The organism is Bacillus sp. 0209A (assembly GCF_036765095.1).
GTDB lineage: Bacteria > Bacillota > Bacilli > Bacillales > Bacillaceae > Bacillus > Bacillus subtilis_G.
Window position 1 is genome coordinate 691,325 of the sequence record NZ_JBAIZV010000001.1, and the last position, 19,084, is coordinate 710,408.

Below are 19,084 nucleotides of genomic sequence, written 5' to 3' on the forward strand. Positions count from 1 at the left end.
TCCTAGTCTTTTAAATTGACCCAGTCATTCCTGTGGATCACCTCAAACGTTTTCTCAAAATCAAGTTCATCACTGCGTTTGCCTTTGGCCGCCACAATCTCCTCGGAGGAGTAATGCGTTTGGCCTTTTCCGATCACGCCGCCCGGCCCCCGGACTTCTACGACCGCCCCTTTTGGAAAACTTCCATTTACACCCACTACGCCAGCCGGCAACAGGCTGCTTCCGTTATGGATCATCGCCTCCTCGGCACCCGCATCAATCACGATTTCTCCTGCTATCGGCGAGTGGAACTGAATCCACTGTCTCGTGTTGTTAACCGAGGACAGTTCTTTGTCTCCGATATAAGTGCCATCTCCCCTGCCGTCCAAAATGTCCGCAAGCTTTTGCTCTCCGCTGCCTGTTCCAATGAACACTTTCACGCCAAGAGACAGCGCGGTTTGTGCGGCTAACAGCTTTGATTTCATACCGCCGGTGCCGACCTTTGATCCGGCTGAACCGGCATACCCCAGCAATTCGGGCGTGATCTCAGGCAAATCATCAAATCGTTTCGCCTCAGGATTTTCATTCGGATTGGCATCATACAGACCGTTGATATCAGTGAGAATCATGAGCTGGTCCGCATGAATCAATCCGCTGACTAACGCAGAAAGCATGTCATTATCCCCGAATGTCAATTCTTCAACAGATGTAGAGTCGTTTTCATTGATAATCGGAATGACGCCGCGCTCCAGTAATTCCATCATCGTTGCATACGCGTTTCGATACCGTTCTCTTTTCGAAAAATCATTTCTCGTTAAAAGGATCTGTCCCGGAGTCAGTGAGTATTGGTTGAATTGATTCATATATTGCTGCATTAACAGTGTTTGTCCGACCGCGGCCGCCGCCTGTTTTCCTTTAATGGTAACGGGGCGGGACGGATAACCGAGGCTGGAAAACCCCGCCGCTACGGCTCCCGAGGTAATTAGAATCATTTCATGTCCCGCTTTCTTCAACAAGGAAATAGCCTGAACATGCTCTCTGATTTTCGCCTCATCAATGCTTCCGTTGCTATTCGTGAGCGAACTGCTTCCTATTTTCACTACTATTCTTTGTTTTTTCATTTATTCTCCTCCGAGGCTCTTCGCCAGCCAACTTACAATAAAAAAACCCATTCAATCCTGATTCATAAGGACGAAATGGGTTTCCGTGGTGCCACCTTGATTGAACGCGCTTATGCACGCTCCGCTCTCCTGTAACGCCAGGTTATGCGCCTAGGTTTTCCCCCTAAGACTCCAAGGCAGGTTCGGCAGGTTTCATGCGGCAAAATGTTTCAGCGATTCATTTTGCTCTCTGTCACAGAAAGGTCTGCTTACTAATCCTCTTCAACGCTCAATGATTTTTTTATATTATGCAAAGAAAAAAGTCTCTTGTCAAGTTTTCGTCACCAAAAAATGCCCGCATAGCGCGGGCATTTTGCAGTCTAGTTAAAGACGATTGTTTTATTTTCATGAACGATGACGCGGTCTTCCAAATGCCATTTCACAGCACGCGCAAGCACGCTGCGTTCGATTGTTCTGCCGATGTTTTTCAGCGCTTCCGCATTGTCCCGGTGGTCCACACGCTCAATATCCTGTTCAATGATCGGCCCTTCGTCAAGATCGTTTGTGACATAGTGAGATGTCGCTCCAATCAGTTTCACGCCGCGCTCGTAAGCCCGTTTGTACGGATTCGCACCGATAAAAGCAGGCAGGAACGAATGGTGGATATTGATGATGCGATTCGGATGAGCCGAAACAAAGTCAGGTGTTAAGATCTGCATATAGCGAGCGAGAACAATTACGTCAATCTCGTATTGCTCAAGCAGCTCAAGCTGCTTCTTTTCGACTTCCGCTCTGATGTCTTTGTTCGCTTTCATATAGTGGAATGGAATGTTCAGCCGCTCTACCAGCTCTCTCGCATCCTCATGGTTGCTGATGACAACAGCGATTTCCGCCATCAGGTTGCCGGTTTGCCATTCCCAAATCAGCTCATGCAGGCAGTGAAGTTCCTTTGAAACAAAAATGGCGACACGCTTCAGCTCGCTTGCCAATGTTAAGCTCCATGTCATGTCGAAGTTTTCCGCTGTAGAGGCAAACGCCTCCTGCAGTGTTTCTTTTTTCTCGCGAATGTCCGCGCAGTCGAATTCGATTCTCAGGAAGAAGCGGCCACCTTCAGGGTCTGTCGTATATTGGTTGGATTCTATAATATTGGCGCCGTGTTCAAATAAAAACGCGGAAACCGCCGAGACGATACCCGGCTGATCGGGACAGCTGACCAAAAGACGCCCTTTATCCTCATTTCCGTCACGGTATTCGTTTAACCGCTGGGTCATATATGATTTCATGAATAATCCCTCTTATCTTTGTAAGTCTAAACTATTTATCCATTATACTGAAGATTTGATAAAAATCAATTTATGACATCATTTTTAATCCAACCGCTGAGCATAAAATCAAAGAGATAAAGAAGATCCGTTTGGCGTCTTTCGGCTCCTTGTAAAAGAGGATGCCGATAAGCGCACCGCCGGCTGTGCCAATGCCTGTCCAGACAGCGTAAGCCGTGCCCATCGGAATGGTTTCCATGGCATACGACAGCAAGGAAAATGAAGCGGCAAAACCAACAATGATCAACAGCACCCATTTCACACTTTTTTCTTTCGCATATTGATTCATAAGGGCCACGCCGGCCATCTCCAAACAGCCCGCGCACAATAAACTGATCCAGTGCAGCATTATGCCTCGCCTCCTTTTTCCTCTGTCTCATCCGGTGTCACAAGCTTCAATCCGATCACACCAATTAAGAGCACACCGATTAACAAAAGCTTCGGCCATCCAACCGGCTCATGAAACAGAATGATTTCACTCAGCACTGTTCCTGCCGTCCCGAGCCCGGTAAAGACGGCGTACACGGTTCCGACAGGCAGACTGTTTGTCGCTTTCATTAAAAGATAAAAGCTGACTATGATGCCGACGGCAGTGCCGCTCCATGTTAAAGCTGAGTCAGCATGCTTTAAGCCTACCACCCAAACAACTTCGAAAACGGCGGCAAGCACGACTAATCCCCATTTCATTTCAAGTCATTCCTTTCTTTCCAGTAAGATTCTCCGAAAACAAAAAAACCCCGGACAGTCGTCTCACATGAGATTGACTCTCCCGGGCTTTTTTCCCTCCGTGTGCATACACGCCTCTATTTACGCGTATGTGTTTCCTCTCGGACCAGTCCATGTCCATTAACATGCGGAACCCTAGAAAACTTTACCTGACATCATGATACTAAACTCAGCTCTATCTTTCAATTGTAAGATTTTCTTTCATATACTGCGATTGGTTTATTCCATTTTGTGATCGTTCTATCGTAAATCATGCCAATTTTCTCCGCTACCCGTATGGACGCTTTGTTATCAGGGTCAATCAAAGCCGCAATTGTGCCAAACTGCCGCTCGGTGAAGCCGTAGTCCAGGCAGGCCCGCGCCGCTTCTTGTGCATAGCCGTTCCCCCAGTGGCGGCGGGCAAACATATAGCCGATTTCCATTACGGTTTGATTTTCCACCTGCTGTGGTACGATGCCGCATTGCCCCAAAAAGTCCCCTGTCCGCTTATCTTCGGCGATCCACAGACTGACGCCGTACCCTTTTTCATTTCTTTTGTTCCAATTGATCCACTCGCGGGTTTGCCTTTTATCTTTTAAGCCGGAATAATATTTCATGACGTCAGGATCGTTAAAAAGCTCAAACAAAGAGGCTTGATCCTGATCTTCCATACAGCGCAAACGCATTCGGTCGGTCACAAGCTTCGTTTTAGCGCTCATATTTCACCATATCCTGCTTCCATTCTTTTTTGAGGGCTTCAATATGGGCTTGATGATAGCGGTTATGATCCGCCATATGCCAAATGCCCCACCGTATGGTCGCGGTGTCACTATCGTAAGAAAGCGGCTGATGCAAATCATTTTCAGTTAAGGTGTAACATACCGATTTCAGCTCGTTTACCACATGCCGATGTCTTTTCAGGAGTTCATCTAATCCGAGCTGATTCTCCGGTTCAGGCAGCCGTCCACTTTCATCTGTCATCGGGCCGTATGTCTGTTCAATATGATCCGGTATTCGATTCTCCTTGATACGCCAGACCCATCTGATATCAACATTTGCGATATGGTGCAAAAGCTGAGCCGTGCTGTTTTTTGTTTGGCAGCGCCCCTTATAATATAGTTCACTCTGTGTCATGTGACTTACAATAGAAGCCAGACGGAGACTGTTTTCTTCCACTGCGGAATATAATAGACTGACCGTCGGCGCCATGTCTTTTCTAATAGATAAGTCCTTCATGTTCACTTCCCCTCCTAACAAGGTACATTTGACACCAAACAAAAATTCCCTTTAAAAAAGAAAAAGCTCCCTTAAATAGAGAGCAGAATCAATTGTTATTTCCCGGTTTATATAAGTAGGGATCATGCTGCGGGCCGTTGGAGGAATTCACATCAAGCGAGATATCGCCATGGGCATTCATCGTGCCAAGTGTAATCGAGGATAGCCGTTTGGGGCTGTACCCTTTTTTCTCAAGCTGCTCAAACAGCCAGGATCTGTTTTTTTGAAGGTATTTTAAATTATGGTCAAGGATTTCGCCATCCAGTATGAGCGGAATCGGAATAAAATTCCGTTCAGCTTCCATATTCAAATCCCGTACCTGTACCGCTCTCGCTTCCTCTTTTGGGATGACGCTTACTTCTCCCGTTTCTTCAATGATGGCAAGATCAATGTCAGCCGGATCGGCATAGCCCTTTTCCCTTAGCTTTCCGAGCAGTTCATTAACAGTCAACCTTTCTTTGCGCAGCCCCTGTTCATCAATATCCCCGTTTCGGATTAATACAGTCGGGCTTACGACAAGCATCCATCTCCATTTATTAGAAAGGGAGAGTTTGGTCATTAGAAGATAAAGCACTAAAAAAGAGCCCGCGTAATAAATCGACATTGGCAGCTTGGATGTAAGAATCGGTTCACTGATAATCGTACCAATCGCGAAGGTCAAAAGCAGATCAAAATTGTTCATTTGTGACACGGCTTTTTTACCGGCAAGCCGAAACAGAATATACGCAATCGAAAATACGATAACTGGCTTCAGTAAAAATGCCCATACCATCCATAACACTGATCTTTACCTCCATCCGCTCGTTATATTGTGCCTATTGTTCCCTGAGGCATATCCTCTATGCATCAACCCTTTTATCCGGCCTTAAATAGGCGAATATCTCTGGCGGCGGGGAGTCAGTATCGTTGGAGGATGCAGAAACAGTCGCCTGTCTGCCACTACTTTCACGATAAAAAACTCTTCTCTATAGTGAGAAGAGTTCGCGGGGATGCTCAAACGGATTGCTCCAAACTTAATTGTGGGCCAAACAGCTCGTAATGGATAGAATCCGGAGCTGATCCGAGTTTTGACACAAGCTGATGCATCGCCGTAATAAATGACGGTGAACCGCAAATATAATAATCCGCATCTGTATTGATAATCAGTTCTTTGAGGAACTGATTATCAATCTGTCCTTCATGAAACAGAAGGTCACCTGCACGGTCTTGCTCTGTCGGCTCGCGATACACAAATGCGGTTTTGACAGAAGAATGGTTTGCCGCTTCTTCCACTTCATGGCGCAATGCGTGGTATTCACTGTTTTTCGCGGCATGAATGAAAAGAATCTGCCGTTCAGGCTGCTTGGAAACAGACGTTTTCAGCATGCTGATCATTGGTGTTATGCCAACTCCGGCACTGATCAGAACAAGATCTTTTTGTGATGAAGGATCTAAAACAAAGTCCCCCGCCGGTGCGCTGATCTCTATTAAATCTCCCTCATGTAGTCCATCGTGTAAATACGTAGACACGGCACCGTCTTTCTTCACTGAAATTCGATAATTGTCTTTTCCCGGCATATCAGACAGGCTGTATTGACGGATTTGCGTATATTCAGCATCAGGAATCCGCACTTTGATGCTGATATACTGCCCCGCTTGAAATTCAGGTAACGGCTTGCCGTCTTCCGGCTTCAAATAGAAGGATATAATTTCTTTACTTTCACGCTCTTTTTTTGCGATGACAAATGGCTTATACTCCTTCCAGCCGCCGGCTTGCTCCTCCGCCTGCTCATACATTTCTTTTTCAATTCCGATGAACGCGTCAGCGATTACTCCGTACGCTTTCTCCCATGCCTGCATAATGTCAGGTGTCGCAGCGTCTCCTAGAACATCTTTAATCGCAATCAGCAAGTATTTGCCGACGATCGGATAATGTTCAGCCTTGATTCCGATACTGCGGTGCTTGTGGCCGATTTGTTTGACGACCGGAATGATATTTCCGAGCTGGTCAATATTTGCTGCAGCTGCAATAACGGCATTTGCAAGGGCAGTGCGCTGTGTTTTTTTCTTTTGGTTTGTTTGATTAAAAATGTTCAGAAGCTCTGGATGGCCTTGGAACATCAGATCGTAAAAACGGCCAGTGATGGCTTCTCCATGCTGTTGTAATACGGGTACAGTGCTTTTAATGATTTCGATTGTTTTATTATCTAACATTTCATAAACAATCCTTTCAAAAGATGTATTTAAAATATATCTTTAAGATACAAGATCTCGCGGATAAAAGATATATCCAAAATGAATCTTTAATAAAGTTGTCACAAGATTTTCAATTTCTCGTGACAATTGTTGCTTTTTTATAGAATCCCCTAGCAAAAACGGACTAACCTTTGTAATGATCACCATAAGAAAGGTGCAAAGCACAAAAAACCCCAAAACAACATATGTTTTGGGGTTAACATTTACCAAGGCCTTTCAGTTCCGAGCGCATTTGCAAGGGCCTGGCTGTGCTTTTTGCGGTTTTTTCGTTCATTGGCGCGCTGAACCGCCGTATTATGCAGCATGATTTCTTCTTCTGTTTCCGGTACAACTCTCGGCACAGGCACCGGCTTGCCATTTGAATCCAATGCGACAAATGTCAAAAAGGATGTCGCGGCGAGTTCCCGTTCGCCAGTCATCAGGTGCTCCTTAATGACTTTTACAAACACCTCCATGGACGATGTGCCGACCCATGTCACATATGACTCTAAGCAGACAGACTCCTTTTGGCCGATCGGCTTCAGAAAATCCACTGAGTCCATCGAAGCGGTTACTGTTTCACGTCTGCAATGGCGCGCCGCGGAAATTGAAGCAATGTCGTCAATATAACTCATTAATTTTCCGCCAAACAGCGTGTTATGGTTGTTCGTATCAAGCGGGAACACCCTGCTGGTTTTTACAACCTTTGACTCTTTACAAAATCTTGTTTCCGGTGTTTCCATATCTTTCTCCCCTTTGATGTCTGATCGTTTAGCTACATGCACTTATATTCTCCTATTAAACAATATTCTCTGCCATTTGTCTAAAATTTAAAATGGTTTGCCTGTCTTCTTTCTAACACGTTTAATGATTTTGGCGATGGGGAAATAATACCTGTATTCTTCAATCGGTCAGGAGGAGAACCAATGGAAGCATCCATCCCGAAACAACAGCACAAAACGGTATGCCGAACGGAATACGGCGCACTTGAGAAAGTCATTTTATGCAGACCGGAGCATATGACGATAAAAGATGTCATAAACGAAACACAAAAACATTTTGAAGATGACAATATTCATGTGAAAACCGCTGCAGATCAGCACAGCCGCTTTATTGAAGCACTCAGGTCACACAACATCGAAGTCATCCTTTTGCCCGTCCGCGAAGGACTCCCCGAGCAGGTCTTCACCCGGGACATAGGGTTTGTCATCGGAGAAAAAGCCTTCCTCTCGAGCATGAATGAGCCGATTCGCCAAGGGGAAGAATCGGTCATAAAAGATTTTTTTCACAGTCAAGGCATTCCTTACACCCGTATGCTTGATACAAGCATTGAAGGCGGTGATGTCATTGTCGATGGTAAGATCGTCTACGTCGGAATCAGCCAGCGCACGGATATGTCAGCCATCGGCCAGCTGGAAAAGGCGCTTCCTGACTATACAGTCGTTCCCGTTCACCTGCATGAAAAATATTTGCATTTGGACTGCGTATTTAACATCGTATCTGAAAACGAAGCGTTAATTTATCCTCAAGCCCTTGAGCCAGAGGAAGTTGATATGCTGGCAAAACGTTATGATCTCATTGAAGTGCCAGAGGATGAACAATTTACGCTCGGAACCAACGTCCTTTCCATTGGAAGAAAAACAATTATCAGCCTCCCTTGCAACCGCCATGTCAATCAGCAGTTATCAAATAGAGGCTATCACATCATCGAAATTGACCTTACAGAAATTATTAAATCAGGCGGCTCCTTCCGGTGCTGTACGATGCCGCTGATGCGCGGCGAATGATCAATATTCCCCTTTTTCAAGTTTTGAACAGCTTATTTTATCAAGATACGTTAATATAGAGGTGACATCATTTTTAAGGGGGCATTCGCATGACAAAGTACATAGGGTATGTCGGAACATATACAAAAGGCGGAAGCGAAGGGGTTTATTCATTTGAGCTTGATACTGAGAAAAAAACACTCAGCGAGCCAAAGCTTGCCGCTAAGCTGGGCAACCCCACATATGTGACGCCGAATAAAGACAACACCATTCTTTATTCCATTGAAAAAGCAGATGGCCAAGGCGGAGTTGCTGCTTATAAAATTGATCAAAACAGCGGCGAATTGACATTTCTGAATCATCAGTTAATTGACGGCCCATCGCCGTGCCACGTAAACGCCGATGAACATAATCAATTCGTATTGACAGCCAACTATCACAGCGGGAAAATCCACGCTTTTCCGATTCAGGAAGACGGGAGCTTACAATCACCTGCTTCAGAAGCCGCTCACACAGGAAAAGGGCCGCACGAAAGGCAAGAAAAACCGCATATACATTACGCGGGGTTCACACCTGAACACAATTATGTCGTAGCGGTTGACTTAGGAATCGATAAGCTGTACACCTATAAAATGGAAGACGGAGTATTGACTGAATCCGGAAGCCATGCCTTCGCTCCCGGCACAGGACCTCGCCATATCGCTTTTCATCCGAAAGAAAAATACGCTTACGTGATGACAGAATTAAGCAATGAAGTGATTGCGCTTGAATATAATCCGACAGCCGGCGAATTCAGAGAAACCCAGGTCGTCTCTGCCATTCCTGATGATTTTACGGATAACAGCCAAGGAAGCGCAATTCATGTCACACAGGACGGCCGTTTTGTTTACGTCGCAAACCGCGGCCATGACAGTATCGCTGTATTTGAAGTGAATCAATATTCAGGCGAGCTGGCATTCGTAGAAAGAGTCTCGACAGAAGGAAACTGGCCTCGCGACTTCGTCCTTGATCCAACGGAAGCGTTTCTTGTTGCTTCAAATGAAGAAACAGGCAATCTTGTCCTGTTTGAAAGAGACAAAGAAACCGGCCGATTGACAGTGCTTCCTTCAACTGTTTCCGTCCCTTACCCGGTTTGTGTGAAATTTTTACATCAAGCATAAAAACAAAGACTGGCTCCATAAAAAGGGCCAGTCTTTTTGGTTTATCTCACCTTTTCTTTCGTATCAGCATTTCGATACAAATGGCAAGCGACAAATCGGCCGGCTTCGATTTCTTGAAGCTGGGGACGGGATTCCCCGCATTCTGGCATCGCCTCCGGACAGCGGGTCCGAAACACGCAGCCGCTCGGCGGGTTGACCGGGCTCGGCAGCTCCCCTTTTAAGAGGATGCGCTCGCGCTTGTCCTCCAATTCAGGGTCTGGAATCGGAATCGAGGATAAAAGCGCCTTTGTATAGGGATGCAGCGGTTCACGATACAGGATACCGCTCTCTGTGATTTCCATCATGTGCCCTAAGTACATGACACCAATCCTGTCACTGATATGCTTCACCATCGAAAGATCATGGGCGATAAATAAAAACGTGAGCCCTTTTTCTTTTTGAAGCCGCTTCAGTAGGTTGACGACCTGCGCCTGGACCGAGACATCAAGTGCAGAAATCGGTTCGTCCGCCACGATAAATTCAGGATTCAGCGACAGTGCTCTGGCAATCCCAATTCGCTGTCTTTGTCCGCCGCTGAATTCATGGGGATAACGGCTGCCAAAATCGGGGTGAAGCCCCACTGCCTCAAGCAGCTCGTCCACGATGAGAAGCCGAGCTTCATGCGTATTGTAAAGGTTGTGAATTTCCATAGGCTCCAAAATGATGTCTCGAACAGTCATGCGCGGGTTAAGCGAAGCATAAGGATCCTGAAAAATCATCTGCAGCTTGCGGTTGAAGGCAAACTGCTCTTTGACACTTAGTGCGTGAAGGTTCGTTCCGCGGTATTTCACACTTCCTTCTGTCGGCTGATACAGGCGCATCAGCACTCTTCCCAAGGTTGATTTCCCGCATCCTGACTCTCCGACAAGCCCGAACGTTTCTCCTTCACGAATCTGAAAGGTGATCCCGTCGACAGCTTTGACTGTCCGCTTTTTTCCTGCGTCAAAATGCATTTTCAGCTGGCTGACCTCCAACAAAGGCAGTGGCGTCATTTGTCTCCCTCCTTATTCTGAAAAACAGCGGCGCACCGCACATCGTTCTTTTTCATAAATTGTCTCTTTTAATGTAAGGATTTCAATTGATTTTCCTGTCTTTGGAGAATGAAGCATTTTCCCGCCGCCTACGGACAGACCGACGTGATGAATCGCTCCTTTTCCTTCCTCATAAGCAAAAAACAGCAGATCACCGGCTTTCATATCATCAAGCGGAACATCTTCCCCCGCCTTTGCCTGATCTCCCGCATCACGGGGGATGTTGTATCCATTGGCCTTAAATATACTGTACATAAACCCGGAGCAATCAAACCCAAACCCGCTGATCCCTCCCCACAGGTATGGAAGACCGAGAAAAAAAGCCCCCGTTTGAACGATGTCTTCAGCAGTCCCTTTCTGTTCGCGGACAGGCACTGCATCACTTTGCTTCACAAACCTTTCCCCAAAAACGGTCGAAACCTTAAAATATCCGTTTTCTTCTGCAATGAGGGGGAGAACCGTCAAAAAGCTCAATTCGATCTCCTTTTCTCCATTACTTTTGTACAAAAAGGCAGCTGGTTTACTGATCATGACCTCGTTTTGTATATGGATAGGACTTGTTTTTTTCAGCTGGTTCTTTTTCATCCAGCCCGGATATCCGCGCGGATCTTTTCGGGATGGCTGGCTCGGCACAATGACAGAAACCCATTCGTCCTGTTCCGCCGTCACCAGTACCTTTTCGCCAAAGAGAACCTGAGTTTGGATGATATTGTCTGCACATAATCCAAGCCGCTCATCATACGTCATGCGCTCCAGCCAGTCTCTGATCAATACGGTCGGACGAAGCATCACTTGATCAGATGGACGCGGCGATTCAGGCGCTGTCCAGATGTTGGCCACTGCTGAGATGACAGTGTGCATCATGGTTTTATTTCCCCTTTCTATAGCGCAGCTCCGGTGATTCCGAGACCCGGTCTGTCAGGCATCTCAATCGTGCTGCCGCTGTATGTGATGCCGCCTTTGATGATATCTGTTTTCAGCATCAGCGGCGCGTCAAAATCAAACCTTGTGATGTTTTTTTGGCTTGCGGCGAAATGTGCCGCGGCCGTAATGCCCAGCTTCGTTTCGATCATGCTGCCGACCATGCACTCCACTCCGCACGCCTCAGCCATGGCATTGATTTTCTCTGCTCCGCTGATGCCGCCCGCTTTCATCAATTTAATATTGATTAAGTCTGCGCTCCGCGTTTGAAGAACTTCGAACGCCTGACGCGGCGTAAAAACACTTTCATCGGCCATAATCGGCGTGGCTGTCGCATCTGTTACCTTTTTAAGCCCAACGAGATCATCTTTAAGGACAGGCTGTTCGACAAGCTCAATACCAAGACCTGTATCCTCCATTTTCTGAATCGCTGTTACTGCTTCCTTCGGCGTCCATCCCTGGTTGGCGTCTAAACGAAGTTTCACGGCTGGTCCGACACGTTTTCTGATTTCTTGGATACGGGCGATATCTGTTGCGATATCATCTTTGCCGACCTTTATTTTCAGTGTTTGAAAGCCTTGTTTGAGATAATGCTCGGCATCCTCTGCCATCTCTTCAGGTGAGTTGACACTGACGGTATAATCTGTTTCCAGCGTATCCCGGTATCCGCCGAGCATTTGGTAAAGCGGCAGTCCGCACATCTGCGCCCAGCCGTCGTATACCGCCATTTCCACAGCCGCCTTCGCGCTCTGGTTTCCTGTAAGGAGATGCTGGATGTCATGCAAAATGGCCCCACAGCCAGACAGGCTTTTTCCAAGCAGTGCCGGTTTCAAGACATTGTGAATCGCACTTTCAATACTATCCATGCTGTCTCCTGTAATCACCATCGTTGGAGGTGCTTCCCCCCATCCGATGGCGCCGCTGTCATAAGTGATCCTTACAATGACCGATTCAGCCGTATATACAGTGCGAAGTGCGGTTTTAAACGGTTTTGTCAGCGGTACGGCGATTCGACTTGTGTCTATTTGAATGATTTTCATGTCTTCAGCGCCCCTTCTGAAACGCCTGCCTCAATAACGACTGTTTTTTCTGCTGTATTCATAGCAGCTTGCGCGCCTACCGATACGGCGATACTCGGTGAACAGTGGCCGATTTTAAAACCTCTCAGTGCAGGCTTGCCCGCCGATACAATATAGTCTTCAAGCACTTGCTCAAGTGAGAGGGACTTCTCTCTTTTCACCGGGACACAGTTATGAAAATCACACACAAGAATTCCGGCTGCGTCCGTCAGTTTCCCTGCCATTTTCAGCTGATTCAGCATCCGGTCGATTTGGTAAGGCTCCTCGTCAATATCTTCAATAAACAGCAGCTTCCCTCTCGTATCCATTTCAAACGGCGTGCCCAGCGTAGACGTCAGCAAAGAGAGATTTCCTCCGACAAGCTCCCCTTCCGCTTTTCCGGGAACAAGCACGGTCAGCGGTGAAAGCTCTTCTGTATAGGTGAATTCCGTCTCTCGGAAGAGCTGCTCATACGACGCTTTTGTCAGAGGGTGAACGTCGTCGAGGCCAATATCTGAACTGAGCATCGGGCCGTGGAAGGTGACAAGACCTGTGTTTTGATGGATGGCAGTATGTAAAAACGTAATATCGCTGTATCCCCAAAAGATTTTAGGATGTTTGCGGATTAAGCTGAAATCAATGCCGGCGGCGATACGTCCTGTCCCAAAACCCCCGCATGCGCACAGCACTGCTTTTACCTCCTCGTCTCTGAACATCTCATGGAGATCAGCCAGCCGCTCATCATCCTGTCCCGCTAAATAGCCGTGCTGGTTTTTCAGCGCCTTGCCCAATTTCACCTTTAAACCGAGCTCTTCTAAAAATAAAAGCGCGGTTTCAAGCTTTTTTGGATCCGGCGGGCTTGCGGGCGCGATCACTCCAACTGTATCACCCTTTTTAAGCGCTTTTGGCTTGTGATTCAACTGAACCACTCCTTTCATTTTCTCTGCACCCTACGTATACGTGCAAAAAAGAGAAAAAATACCGCTCCTTCGCTATAAAGAAGCAGTATTTTCCCAATCACCGGCGTTAGTTTTTATCAGCCCATTTTAAATCGATATAACCGACAGGATGCCGGACGATTCCCTTCACATGTTCGTTTTGCAGGTTGACCTGGTTGTAAAAATAAACCGGAATGATCGGCGCTTCATTGACCAGCAGCTTTTCAGCTTGATGCATAAGGGAGAAACGTGTTTTTTCATCGGCTTCATTTTTCGCCTGCTTGATCAGCTGATCGTATTCTTTATTGGCCCAGCCTGTGCGGTTCATCGAATTTCCTGTTTGGAAGGCTTCCAGAAAACTGATAGGGTCCGCGTAGTCAGGCAAAAATGAGCTTTGAGAGAATTGGAATTTGAGCGCTTTTTGATCCTCTAAAAATACGTTCCATTCCATATTGGCCAGCTTCACATCGACTCCAAGAGTATTTTTCAATTTTTGCTGGATCGCCTCGGCAATCTTTTTATGCTCTGGCTTTGTGCTGTAAGTAAGAGTAATCGCAGGAAGATTATCATAGTTTTCTTCCTTCATGCCCTTTTCCAGCAGCTGTTTCGCTTTGCTTTCATTTGGCGTGACCAGGTCTCCGCCCGCTTCACGGAAATCTTTGCCGTCAGGCTGCGTAAATCCGGGCGATACAAAGGCACGCGCCGGTTTTTCATTGTTTTTCGTGACGTACTTGACAATTTCCTTTTGATCCACAGCCATTGCAAAGGCTTTTCTGATGTTTTTATTTTGGAACGGCTCCATGTTCACATTAAACCGGTAGAAATATAGGCCCGCTTGGTCAACAATGCTGACATTATCCTGATCAAGCAGCTGATCACTTAATTCAGCAGGGACATAAGCGGTATCCAGTTCCCCAGACTGAAACATCTGGTAATCTGTATTTCTGTCACTGACCATCGCCCATTTCACCTTATCAAGCTTCACGGTATCTTGATCCCAATACGTGTCGCTTTTCTCCATTGTGATGCTGTCATCATGCTTCCATTCCGCCAGCTTAAACGGACCGTTCCCGACAAATGTATCCGCCTCAGCAAACCACTTTGGATTTTCTTTATCGACCTTTTCGTTTACCGGAAAATACGCCGGATTGGACACGACGCTTAGAAAATATTTTTGCGGTGCTTCAAGCGTTACTTCAAGGGTTCGATCATCCTTTGCCGTCACCTTCACATCGTCTTTTTTCCCTTTTCCGCTGTTATACGCTTCGCCGCCTTCAATAAAATAGCCGAGAAACGCAGATGAAGCGCCTTTTTTCGGATCAAGCATCCGTTTCCACGCGTATTCAAAGTCTCCGGCAGTTACCGGATCTCCGTTTGTCCATTTCGCATTTTCCCGAATCGTAAATGTATAGGTTTTTTTATCTTTTGATACAGACCACTTTTCCGCCATTGCCGGTTCAGGCTCATTCTCTTTGCCAAGACGCGTCAGCCCCTCCATGATGTTATTTAACGGCTGCCACGACACATTATTAAAACCGATCGGCGGATCGAACGAAGTCGGTTCATTTTCGTTATTTAAATACAGCACTTTTTCTCCGCTTGTTTTTGCCTTATCATTTCCGCTTTCTTTTCCAGCCTTTTCGTTTGCTGTACATCCCATCAGCGCAAATGAAAGCCCTAATGCAATACCCATCCCCCATAGCTTTTTCACTCGTTTCATCCTCTTCCCCCTTTTCATGATCAATCCTTCGCATCTCCGGACAGCACCGCATGCTCAGCCCGTTGATCCTGCAGCCAGCAGTTGACGGTGTGCGTGTCAGATCTGATGGTCTTTCCCGGGTATACCCTGTCACACACGATCATCCTGTTCGGACAGCGTGCGGCAAACGGGCAGCCTGGCGGAGGTGAAAATAAATCCGGCGGCGTTCCGTCGATCGGAATCAGCTCCGCGCCCTCCATATCCAGCCGCGGGACAGAGCTCAGCAACCCTTTTGTATAAGGGTGCTGCGGCTGATAAAAAATATCTTTTCTCGTGCCGATCTCCGCCATTTTCCCGGCATACATAACTGCGACTCTATCAGCAACCTGGGCAACGATCCCTAAATCGTGTGTAATCAGAATGACAGACACATTCGTTTTTCTCTGAATCTCTTTAAACAGCTCCAATATTTGTGCCTGAATGGTCACGTCAAGAGCGGTCGTCGGTTCATCTGCGATTAAAATATCAGGCTCGCAAATCAGCGCCATTGCAATGACAATCCGCTGTCTCATGCCGCCGCTGAATTGGTGGGGATACTGCTTCAGACGCTCTTCCGGATCGGGAATGCCGACCAATGACAGCATCGAAAGCACCTCTTTCCTCACCGCCTTTTTGTTCATTTTTTTGTGGCGCAGGAGCGCTTCCCCCAGCTGGTCTCCGACAGTCAGTGTCGGGTTTAACGCCGTCATCGGGTCTTGAAAAATCATAGAAATGTCGGCTCCCCTTATGCTTCTCATTTCTTTGTCAGAGAGATGACAAAGGTCTTTGTTTTTAAATAGAATGCTGCCGTCTGTCACCTTTGCCGAATAGGGCGGAAGCAGACCCATGATGCTTTGGGAGGTAACGCTTTTGCCGCAGCCGGATTCGCCGACGATTGCAAAGGTTTCACCTTGATACAAATCAAAGCTCACCCCTCTGACCGCCTGAACCGTCCCGCCGTAAGTCGTAAAAGAAACGTGCAGATTTTTGACTGACAGAACTTTTTCCATACAGCTACCTCCTCAGCTTAGGGTCGAGCGCATCCTGCAATCCGTCTCCCAGCACATTAAACGCATACATCGTCAATGAAATGAAAAAGGCCGGAAAAAACAGGCGCCACCAATGCCCGGACAAAATCGCAGGCAGACCGTCATTCGCCATCACACCCCAGCTGGCAAACGGGGCCTGTATGCCGAGGCCGAGAAAGCTTAAAAAGGATTCCGCGAATATGGCGGCAGGTACGGTTAATGTCATTTGTACGATAATCGCTCCCATTGTATTCGGCAGCAGATTCTTCCGGATGATACGAAAGGTTTTCGCGCCAAAGGTTTTCGAGGCGAGTACATATTCATAATGTTTAATTTGAAGCACCTGGCCTCTAACAATTCTCGCCATGCCGACCCATCCGGTTACAGTCAGCGCCACAATAATGGTGCCCAGCCCCGGCCCCATCAGCACCATCAGCAAAATGACAACAAGCAGATACGGCAGCCCGTACAGCACTTCGATAACCCGCATCATGATACCGTCAGTTCTGCCGCCTTTATAACCGGCAACGCCTCCGTAAATGACACCGATCACAAAATCAATCAGCGCTGCCATCACGCCGACAAATAGCGAAATCCTCGCTCCATACCATGTTCGGGTAAACACATCCCGGCCGAGCTCATCGGTCCCGAACCAATGGTCGGCTGAAGGCGGACGATTTTGTTCGGTCAGCGATTGGCGCGCGACACTATGAGGTGATAAAAAAGGTCCGATAACAGCCATGACAAAAAGAAATAAAAGAATAAAGAGTCCCGCCATCGCTAATTTATTTTTCTTCAGCCTCCTCCAAGCATCCTGCGTGTATGACAAACTCGGTCGCTTGACCGAATCGGCTTCTCGATTTTTTTCTTGATTCGAGACAAACCACTCATCCGGCACCTGAATATGCTGCTCTGGCTGGCGTTCATCTGTTTGTACAGGGAGATTCACACGCTTCACCCTTTCTTATGCAGTTTAATGCGCGGGTCTAAGAGACCGTAGGCCAAGTCGACCAAAAACAGCATGATGATCAGAATGACACTGTAAAAAACGGTCGTTCCCATAATCACGGGATAGTCCCTCTGATTAATGCTTTCAACAAAATATTTTCCCATTCCGGGAATGGCAAAGATTTTTTCAATAACAAAGCTTCCAGTTAAAATACTGGCGACGAGTGTGCCCAGAACGGTAACGACGGGCATGAGTGCATTTCTGAGTGCGTGTTTTACGATAATTTTGAACGGAGAAAGACCTTTTGCTTTTGCTGTGCGGATATAATCCTGTGTCAGGACTTCGACCATGCTTGACCGTGTCAGCCTGGCAATGATCGCCATTGGCCCTACCGCAAGCGCTGCGGTCGGAAGCACCATATGGATCGGGCTCGTCCATGTGGCAGCGGGAAATAGGTTGAGATTGACGGCAAACTGCTGAATAAGCAATGTTGCCAGAATAAAATTCGGGATGGAGATGCCGAGCACCGCTAGACTCATCGCGGCGTAGTCCAAAAAGCCATTGCGGCGGAGCGCAGCGATTACGCCCAGCACGAGCCCGGAGATCACAGCAATGACAATCGCTGTCAATCCAAGCTCAAAGGAAACGGGAAATCCGCGTTCCAGCATATCATTGACGCTGTCTGACGGTTTTTTAATTGAAGGTCCGAAATCGAATGTAATGATGGATTTTAGGTAGATGATGTATTGGAAAATGAGAGGATCGTCTAAGTGATAGTAGGCTTCGAGATTTTTTTGAACGACTTCATTTGTGCCTCTTTCCTCGTTAAAAGGAGATCCGGGAATGACCTTCATGAGAACAAAAGTCAGGGTGGTAATCACCAAAATCGTAGCTGCCATTGCCCAAAAACGCTTCATCATGTATCGCACCAAAGCCTAAAACACCCCTTTAGCAGAATGATGTCCGCATCGCAAGCTCAGTCATGACAAGCATCGCCTGATAGGCTTCAAGCATGTCCTTCGCCTGAAATTGAACGGTTGTGGTACCCGGCTTCATTTCAGTTCCCGGCATCAGATTTGCCCATTCAGCCTGCCCGTAATTGGCGAATTCAATGCTCAAAACGGGTCTGTCAGGCGGTGTGAGCGGTTTGACTTTATCTTTGTTTTTCAGGGCAAATGCGGTTTTTTCTGTCAGCAGCCGGCCGGCTTTCGCAGGGGACAAGCACTTCACTGCTGATCTTGAAATGGTTTGTTTGACAGCGGCTGTCGTGACATTCGGTATGAGCTCTTCCGCTTCTTTTGCGGCACGGTCATCACCGGCTACCATTAACACCGGGACATCATAATAACCGGCAACATATGCATTTAACCCAAGCTCACCGACAGGCCGATCGTTTATGTAAAAATGCCGGACGCCAAAAATCATGCTGTGTGACATCACACCGGGAGTCGAAGCTCTCGCATGGTAACCGAGAAACAAAGCGCCTGTAAACGTATCATCCAGCCCCTCTACCATCGAAAATGGTTTGACGTCACCGGAAATCAAGTCGGCTTCAGGGTGAAGCTTTTCAACCATCAGATTATTCATCTTCGAATGGCTGTCATTGACCAGCACCTCGGTACACCCGCTGTTAAACGCTTCGGCAATACAGCAGTTTGCTTCTTCGGTCATGATGAGCCGCCCGCGTTCATAATTGCGCTTGCCGGAATCCACAAAGGTATCGTCCGGAAGACCCGAAATACCTTCCATATCTACTGACATGTACAGTTTCATAACACTCCTCCTTTTTACTAAATTATGAATATTCTAACAAATTATATTAAAAAAAGAGGAAAATTGCAATATAACTGGGGAAAATCAC

General features: G+C 47.0%; 20 protein-coding genes and 1 riboswitch. Of the genes, 2 read left to right on the forward strand and 18 right to left on the reverse strand.

Features of this window, described 5'->3' with window-relative positions; translation table 11 throughout:
- Positions 1–2 precede the first annotated feature (2 nt).
- The 9 genes from proB to V6D44_RS02880 form a co-directional block, all read right to left on the reverse strand.
- Positions 3–1,100, reverse strand: a complete 1,098-nt coding sequence (gene proB / locus V6D44_RS02840; protein WP_087990936.1) for a glutamate 5-kinase — start codon at positions 1,098–1,100, stop codon at positions 3–5.
- Positions 1,101–1,459: 359 nt separating this feature from the next.
- Positions 1,460–2,362: a formyltetrahydrofolate deformylase gene (gene purU / locus V6D44_RS02845; protein WP_202328577.1), complete on the reverse strand. Its 903-nt coding sequence runs from the start codon at positions 2,360–2,362 to the stop codon at positions 1,460–1,462.
- A 70-nt stretch (positions 2,363–2,432) separates the two neighbouring features.
- The gene (gene ykkD, locus V6D44_RS02850; RefSeq protein ID WP_202328576.1) at positions 2,433–2,750 is read right to left on the reverse strand and encodes a multidrug efflux SMR transporter subunit YkkD; all 318 of its coding nucleotides are present in this window, start codon (positions 2,748–2,750) and stop codon (positions 2,433–2,435) included.
- Positions 2,750–3,088, reverse strand: a complete 339-nt coding sequence (gene ykkC, locus V6D44_RS02855; RefSeq protein ID WP_087990933.1) for a multidrug efflux SMR transporter subunit YkkC — start codon at positions 3,086–3,088, stop codon at positions 2,750–2,752. The genes ykkD and ykkC overlap by 1 nt, the downstream gene beginning before the upstream one ends.
- A gap of 77 nt (positions 3,089–3,165) precedes the next feature.
- Positions 3,166–3,277: riboswitch (guanidine-I (ykkC/yxkD leader) on the reverse strand.
- 32 nt (positions 3,278–3,309) lie between these two features.
- Positions 3,310–3,825 carry a GNAT family N-acetyltransferase gene (locus V6D44_RS02860; protein ID WP_253269035.1) on the reverse strand — a complete coding sequence of 172 codons (516 nt, stop codon included), beginning with the start codon at positions 3,823–3,825 and terminating at the stop codon, positions 3,310–3,312.
- The gene (locus tag V6D44_RS02865) at positions 3,815–4,342 is read right to left on the reverse strand and encodes a DinB family protein (RefSeq protein ID WP_202328575.1); all 528 of its coding nucleotides are present in this window, start codon (positions 4,340–4,342) and stop codon (positions 3,815–3,817) included. The genes V6D44_RS02860 and V6D44_RS02865 overlap by 11 nt, the downstream gene beginning before the upstream one ends.
- 88 nt (positions 4,343–4,430) lie before the next feature.
- Positions 4,431–5,162, reverse strand: coding sequence for a DUF421 domain-containing protein (locus V6D44_RS02870; RefSeq protein ID WP_087990930.1), 732 nt, complete (start codon positions 5,160–5,162; stop codon positions 4,431–4,433).
- A gap of 212 nt (positions 5,163–5,374) precedes the next feature.
- The gene (hmpA, locus tag V6D44_RS02875) at positions 5,375–6,574 is read right to left on the reverse strand and encodes an NO-inducible flavohemoprotein (RefSeq protein ID WP_202328574.1); all 1,200 of its coding nucleotides are present in this window, start codon (positions 6,572–6,574) and stop codon (positions 5,375–5,377) included.
- Positions 6,575–6,819: 245 nt separating this feature from the next.
- A complete protein-coding gene (locus tag V6D44_RS02880; RefSeq protein WP_087991041.1) occupies positions 6,820–7,338 on the reverse strand; it encodes an acyl-CoA thioesterase in 519 nt (172 codons plus the stop codon).
- Between the two features lie 183 nt (positions 7,339–7,521).
- On the opposite strand from V6D44_RS02880, the gene V6D44_RS02885 reads away from it, so the two are divergent.
- On the forward strand, positions 7,522–8,382 hold the full coding sequence (locus V6D44_RS02885; protein WP_087990928.1) for a dimethylarginine dimethylaminohydrolase family protein: 861 nt from the start codon (positions 7,522–7,524) through the stop codon (positions 8,380–8,382).
- Positions 8,383–8,471: 89 nt separating this feature from the next.
- The gene (locus V6D44_RS02890) at positions 8,472–9,521 is read left to right on the forward strand and encodes a lactonase family protein (protein ID WP_087990927.1); all 1,050 of its coding nucleotides are present in this window, start codon (positions 8,472–8,474) and stop codon (positions 9,519–9,521) included.
- A 41-nt stretch (positions 9,522–9,562) separates the two neighbouring features.
- On the opposite strand, the gene V6D44_RS02895 is transcribed toward V6D44_RS02890, so the two are convergent.
- The 9 genes from V6D44_RS02895 to dppA form a co-directional block, all read right to left on the reverse strand.
- Positions 9,563–10,552: an ABC transporter ATP-binding protein gene (locus tag V6D44_RS02895; RefSeq protein ID WP_087990926.1), complete on the reverse strand. Its 990-nt coding sequence runs from the start codon at positions 10,550–10,552 to the stop codon at positions 9,563–9,565.
- A 12-nt stretch (positions 10,553–10,564) separates the two neighbouring features.
- Complete coding sequence (locus tag V6D44_RS02900) at positions 10,565–11,455, reverse strand: C40 family peptidase (RefSeq protein WP_087990925.1); 891 nt, start codon at positions 11,453–11,455, stop codon at positions 10,565–10,567.
- A 17-nt stretch (positions 11,456–11,472) separates the two neighbouring features.
- Positions 11,473–12,552, reverse strand: coding sequence for an L-Ala-D/L-Glu epimerase (gene ykfB / locus V6D44_RS02905; RefSeq protein WP_253269034.1), 1,080 nt, complete (start codon positions 12,550–12,552; stop codon positions 11,473–11,475).
- Positions 12,549–13,508 (reverse strand): S66 peptidase family protein, encoded by a 960-nt coding sequence (locus V6D44_RS02910; RefSeq protein ID WP_253269033.1) that lies wholly within the window; start codon positions 13,506–13,508, stop codon positions 12,549–12,551. The genes ykfB and V6D44_RS02910 overlap by 4 nt, the downstream gene beginning before the upstream one ends.
- Before the next feature lie 88 nt (positions 13,509–13,596).
- Positions 13,597–15,246 (reverse strand): dipeptide ABC transporter substrate-binding protein DppE, encoded by a 1,650-nt coding sequence (gene dppE, locus V6D44_RS02915; protein WP_253269032.1) that lies wholly within the window; start codon positions 15,244–15,246, stop codon positions 13,597–13,599.
- A gap of 2 nt (positions 15,247–15,248) precedes the next feature.
- Positions 15,249–16,256 carry a dipeptide ABC transporter ATP-binding subunit DppD gene (gene dppD / locus V6D44_RS02920; RefSeq protein ID WP_087990922.1) on the reverse strand — a complete coding sequence of 336 codons (1,008 nt, stop codon included), beginning with the start codon at positions 16,254–16,256 and terminating at the stop codon, positions 15,249–15,251.
- Positions 16,257–16,260: 4 nt separating this feature from the next.
- Complete coding sequence (gene dppC, locus V6D44_RS02925) at positions 16,261–17,223, reverse strand: dipeptide ABC transporter permease DppC (protein WP_087990921.1); 963 nt, start codon at positions 17,221–17,223, stop codon at positions 16,261–16,263.
- 5 nt (positions 17,224–17,228) lie between these two features.
- Complete coding sequence (gene dppB, locus V6D44_RS02930) at positions 17,229–18,155, reverse strand: dipeptide ABC transporter permease DppB (RefSeq protein WP_202328568.1); 927 nt, start codon at positions 18,153–18,155, stop codon at positions 17,229–17,231.
- Positions 18,156–18,171: 16 nt separating this feature from the next.
- A complete protein-coding gene (gene dppA / locus V6D44_RS02935; RefSeq protein WP_253269031.1) occupies positions 18,172–18,996 on the reverse strand; it encodes a D-aminopeptidase DppA in 825 nt (274 codons plus the stop codon).
- Positions 18,997–19,084: the final 88 nt, after the last annotated feature.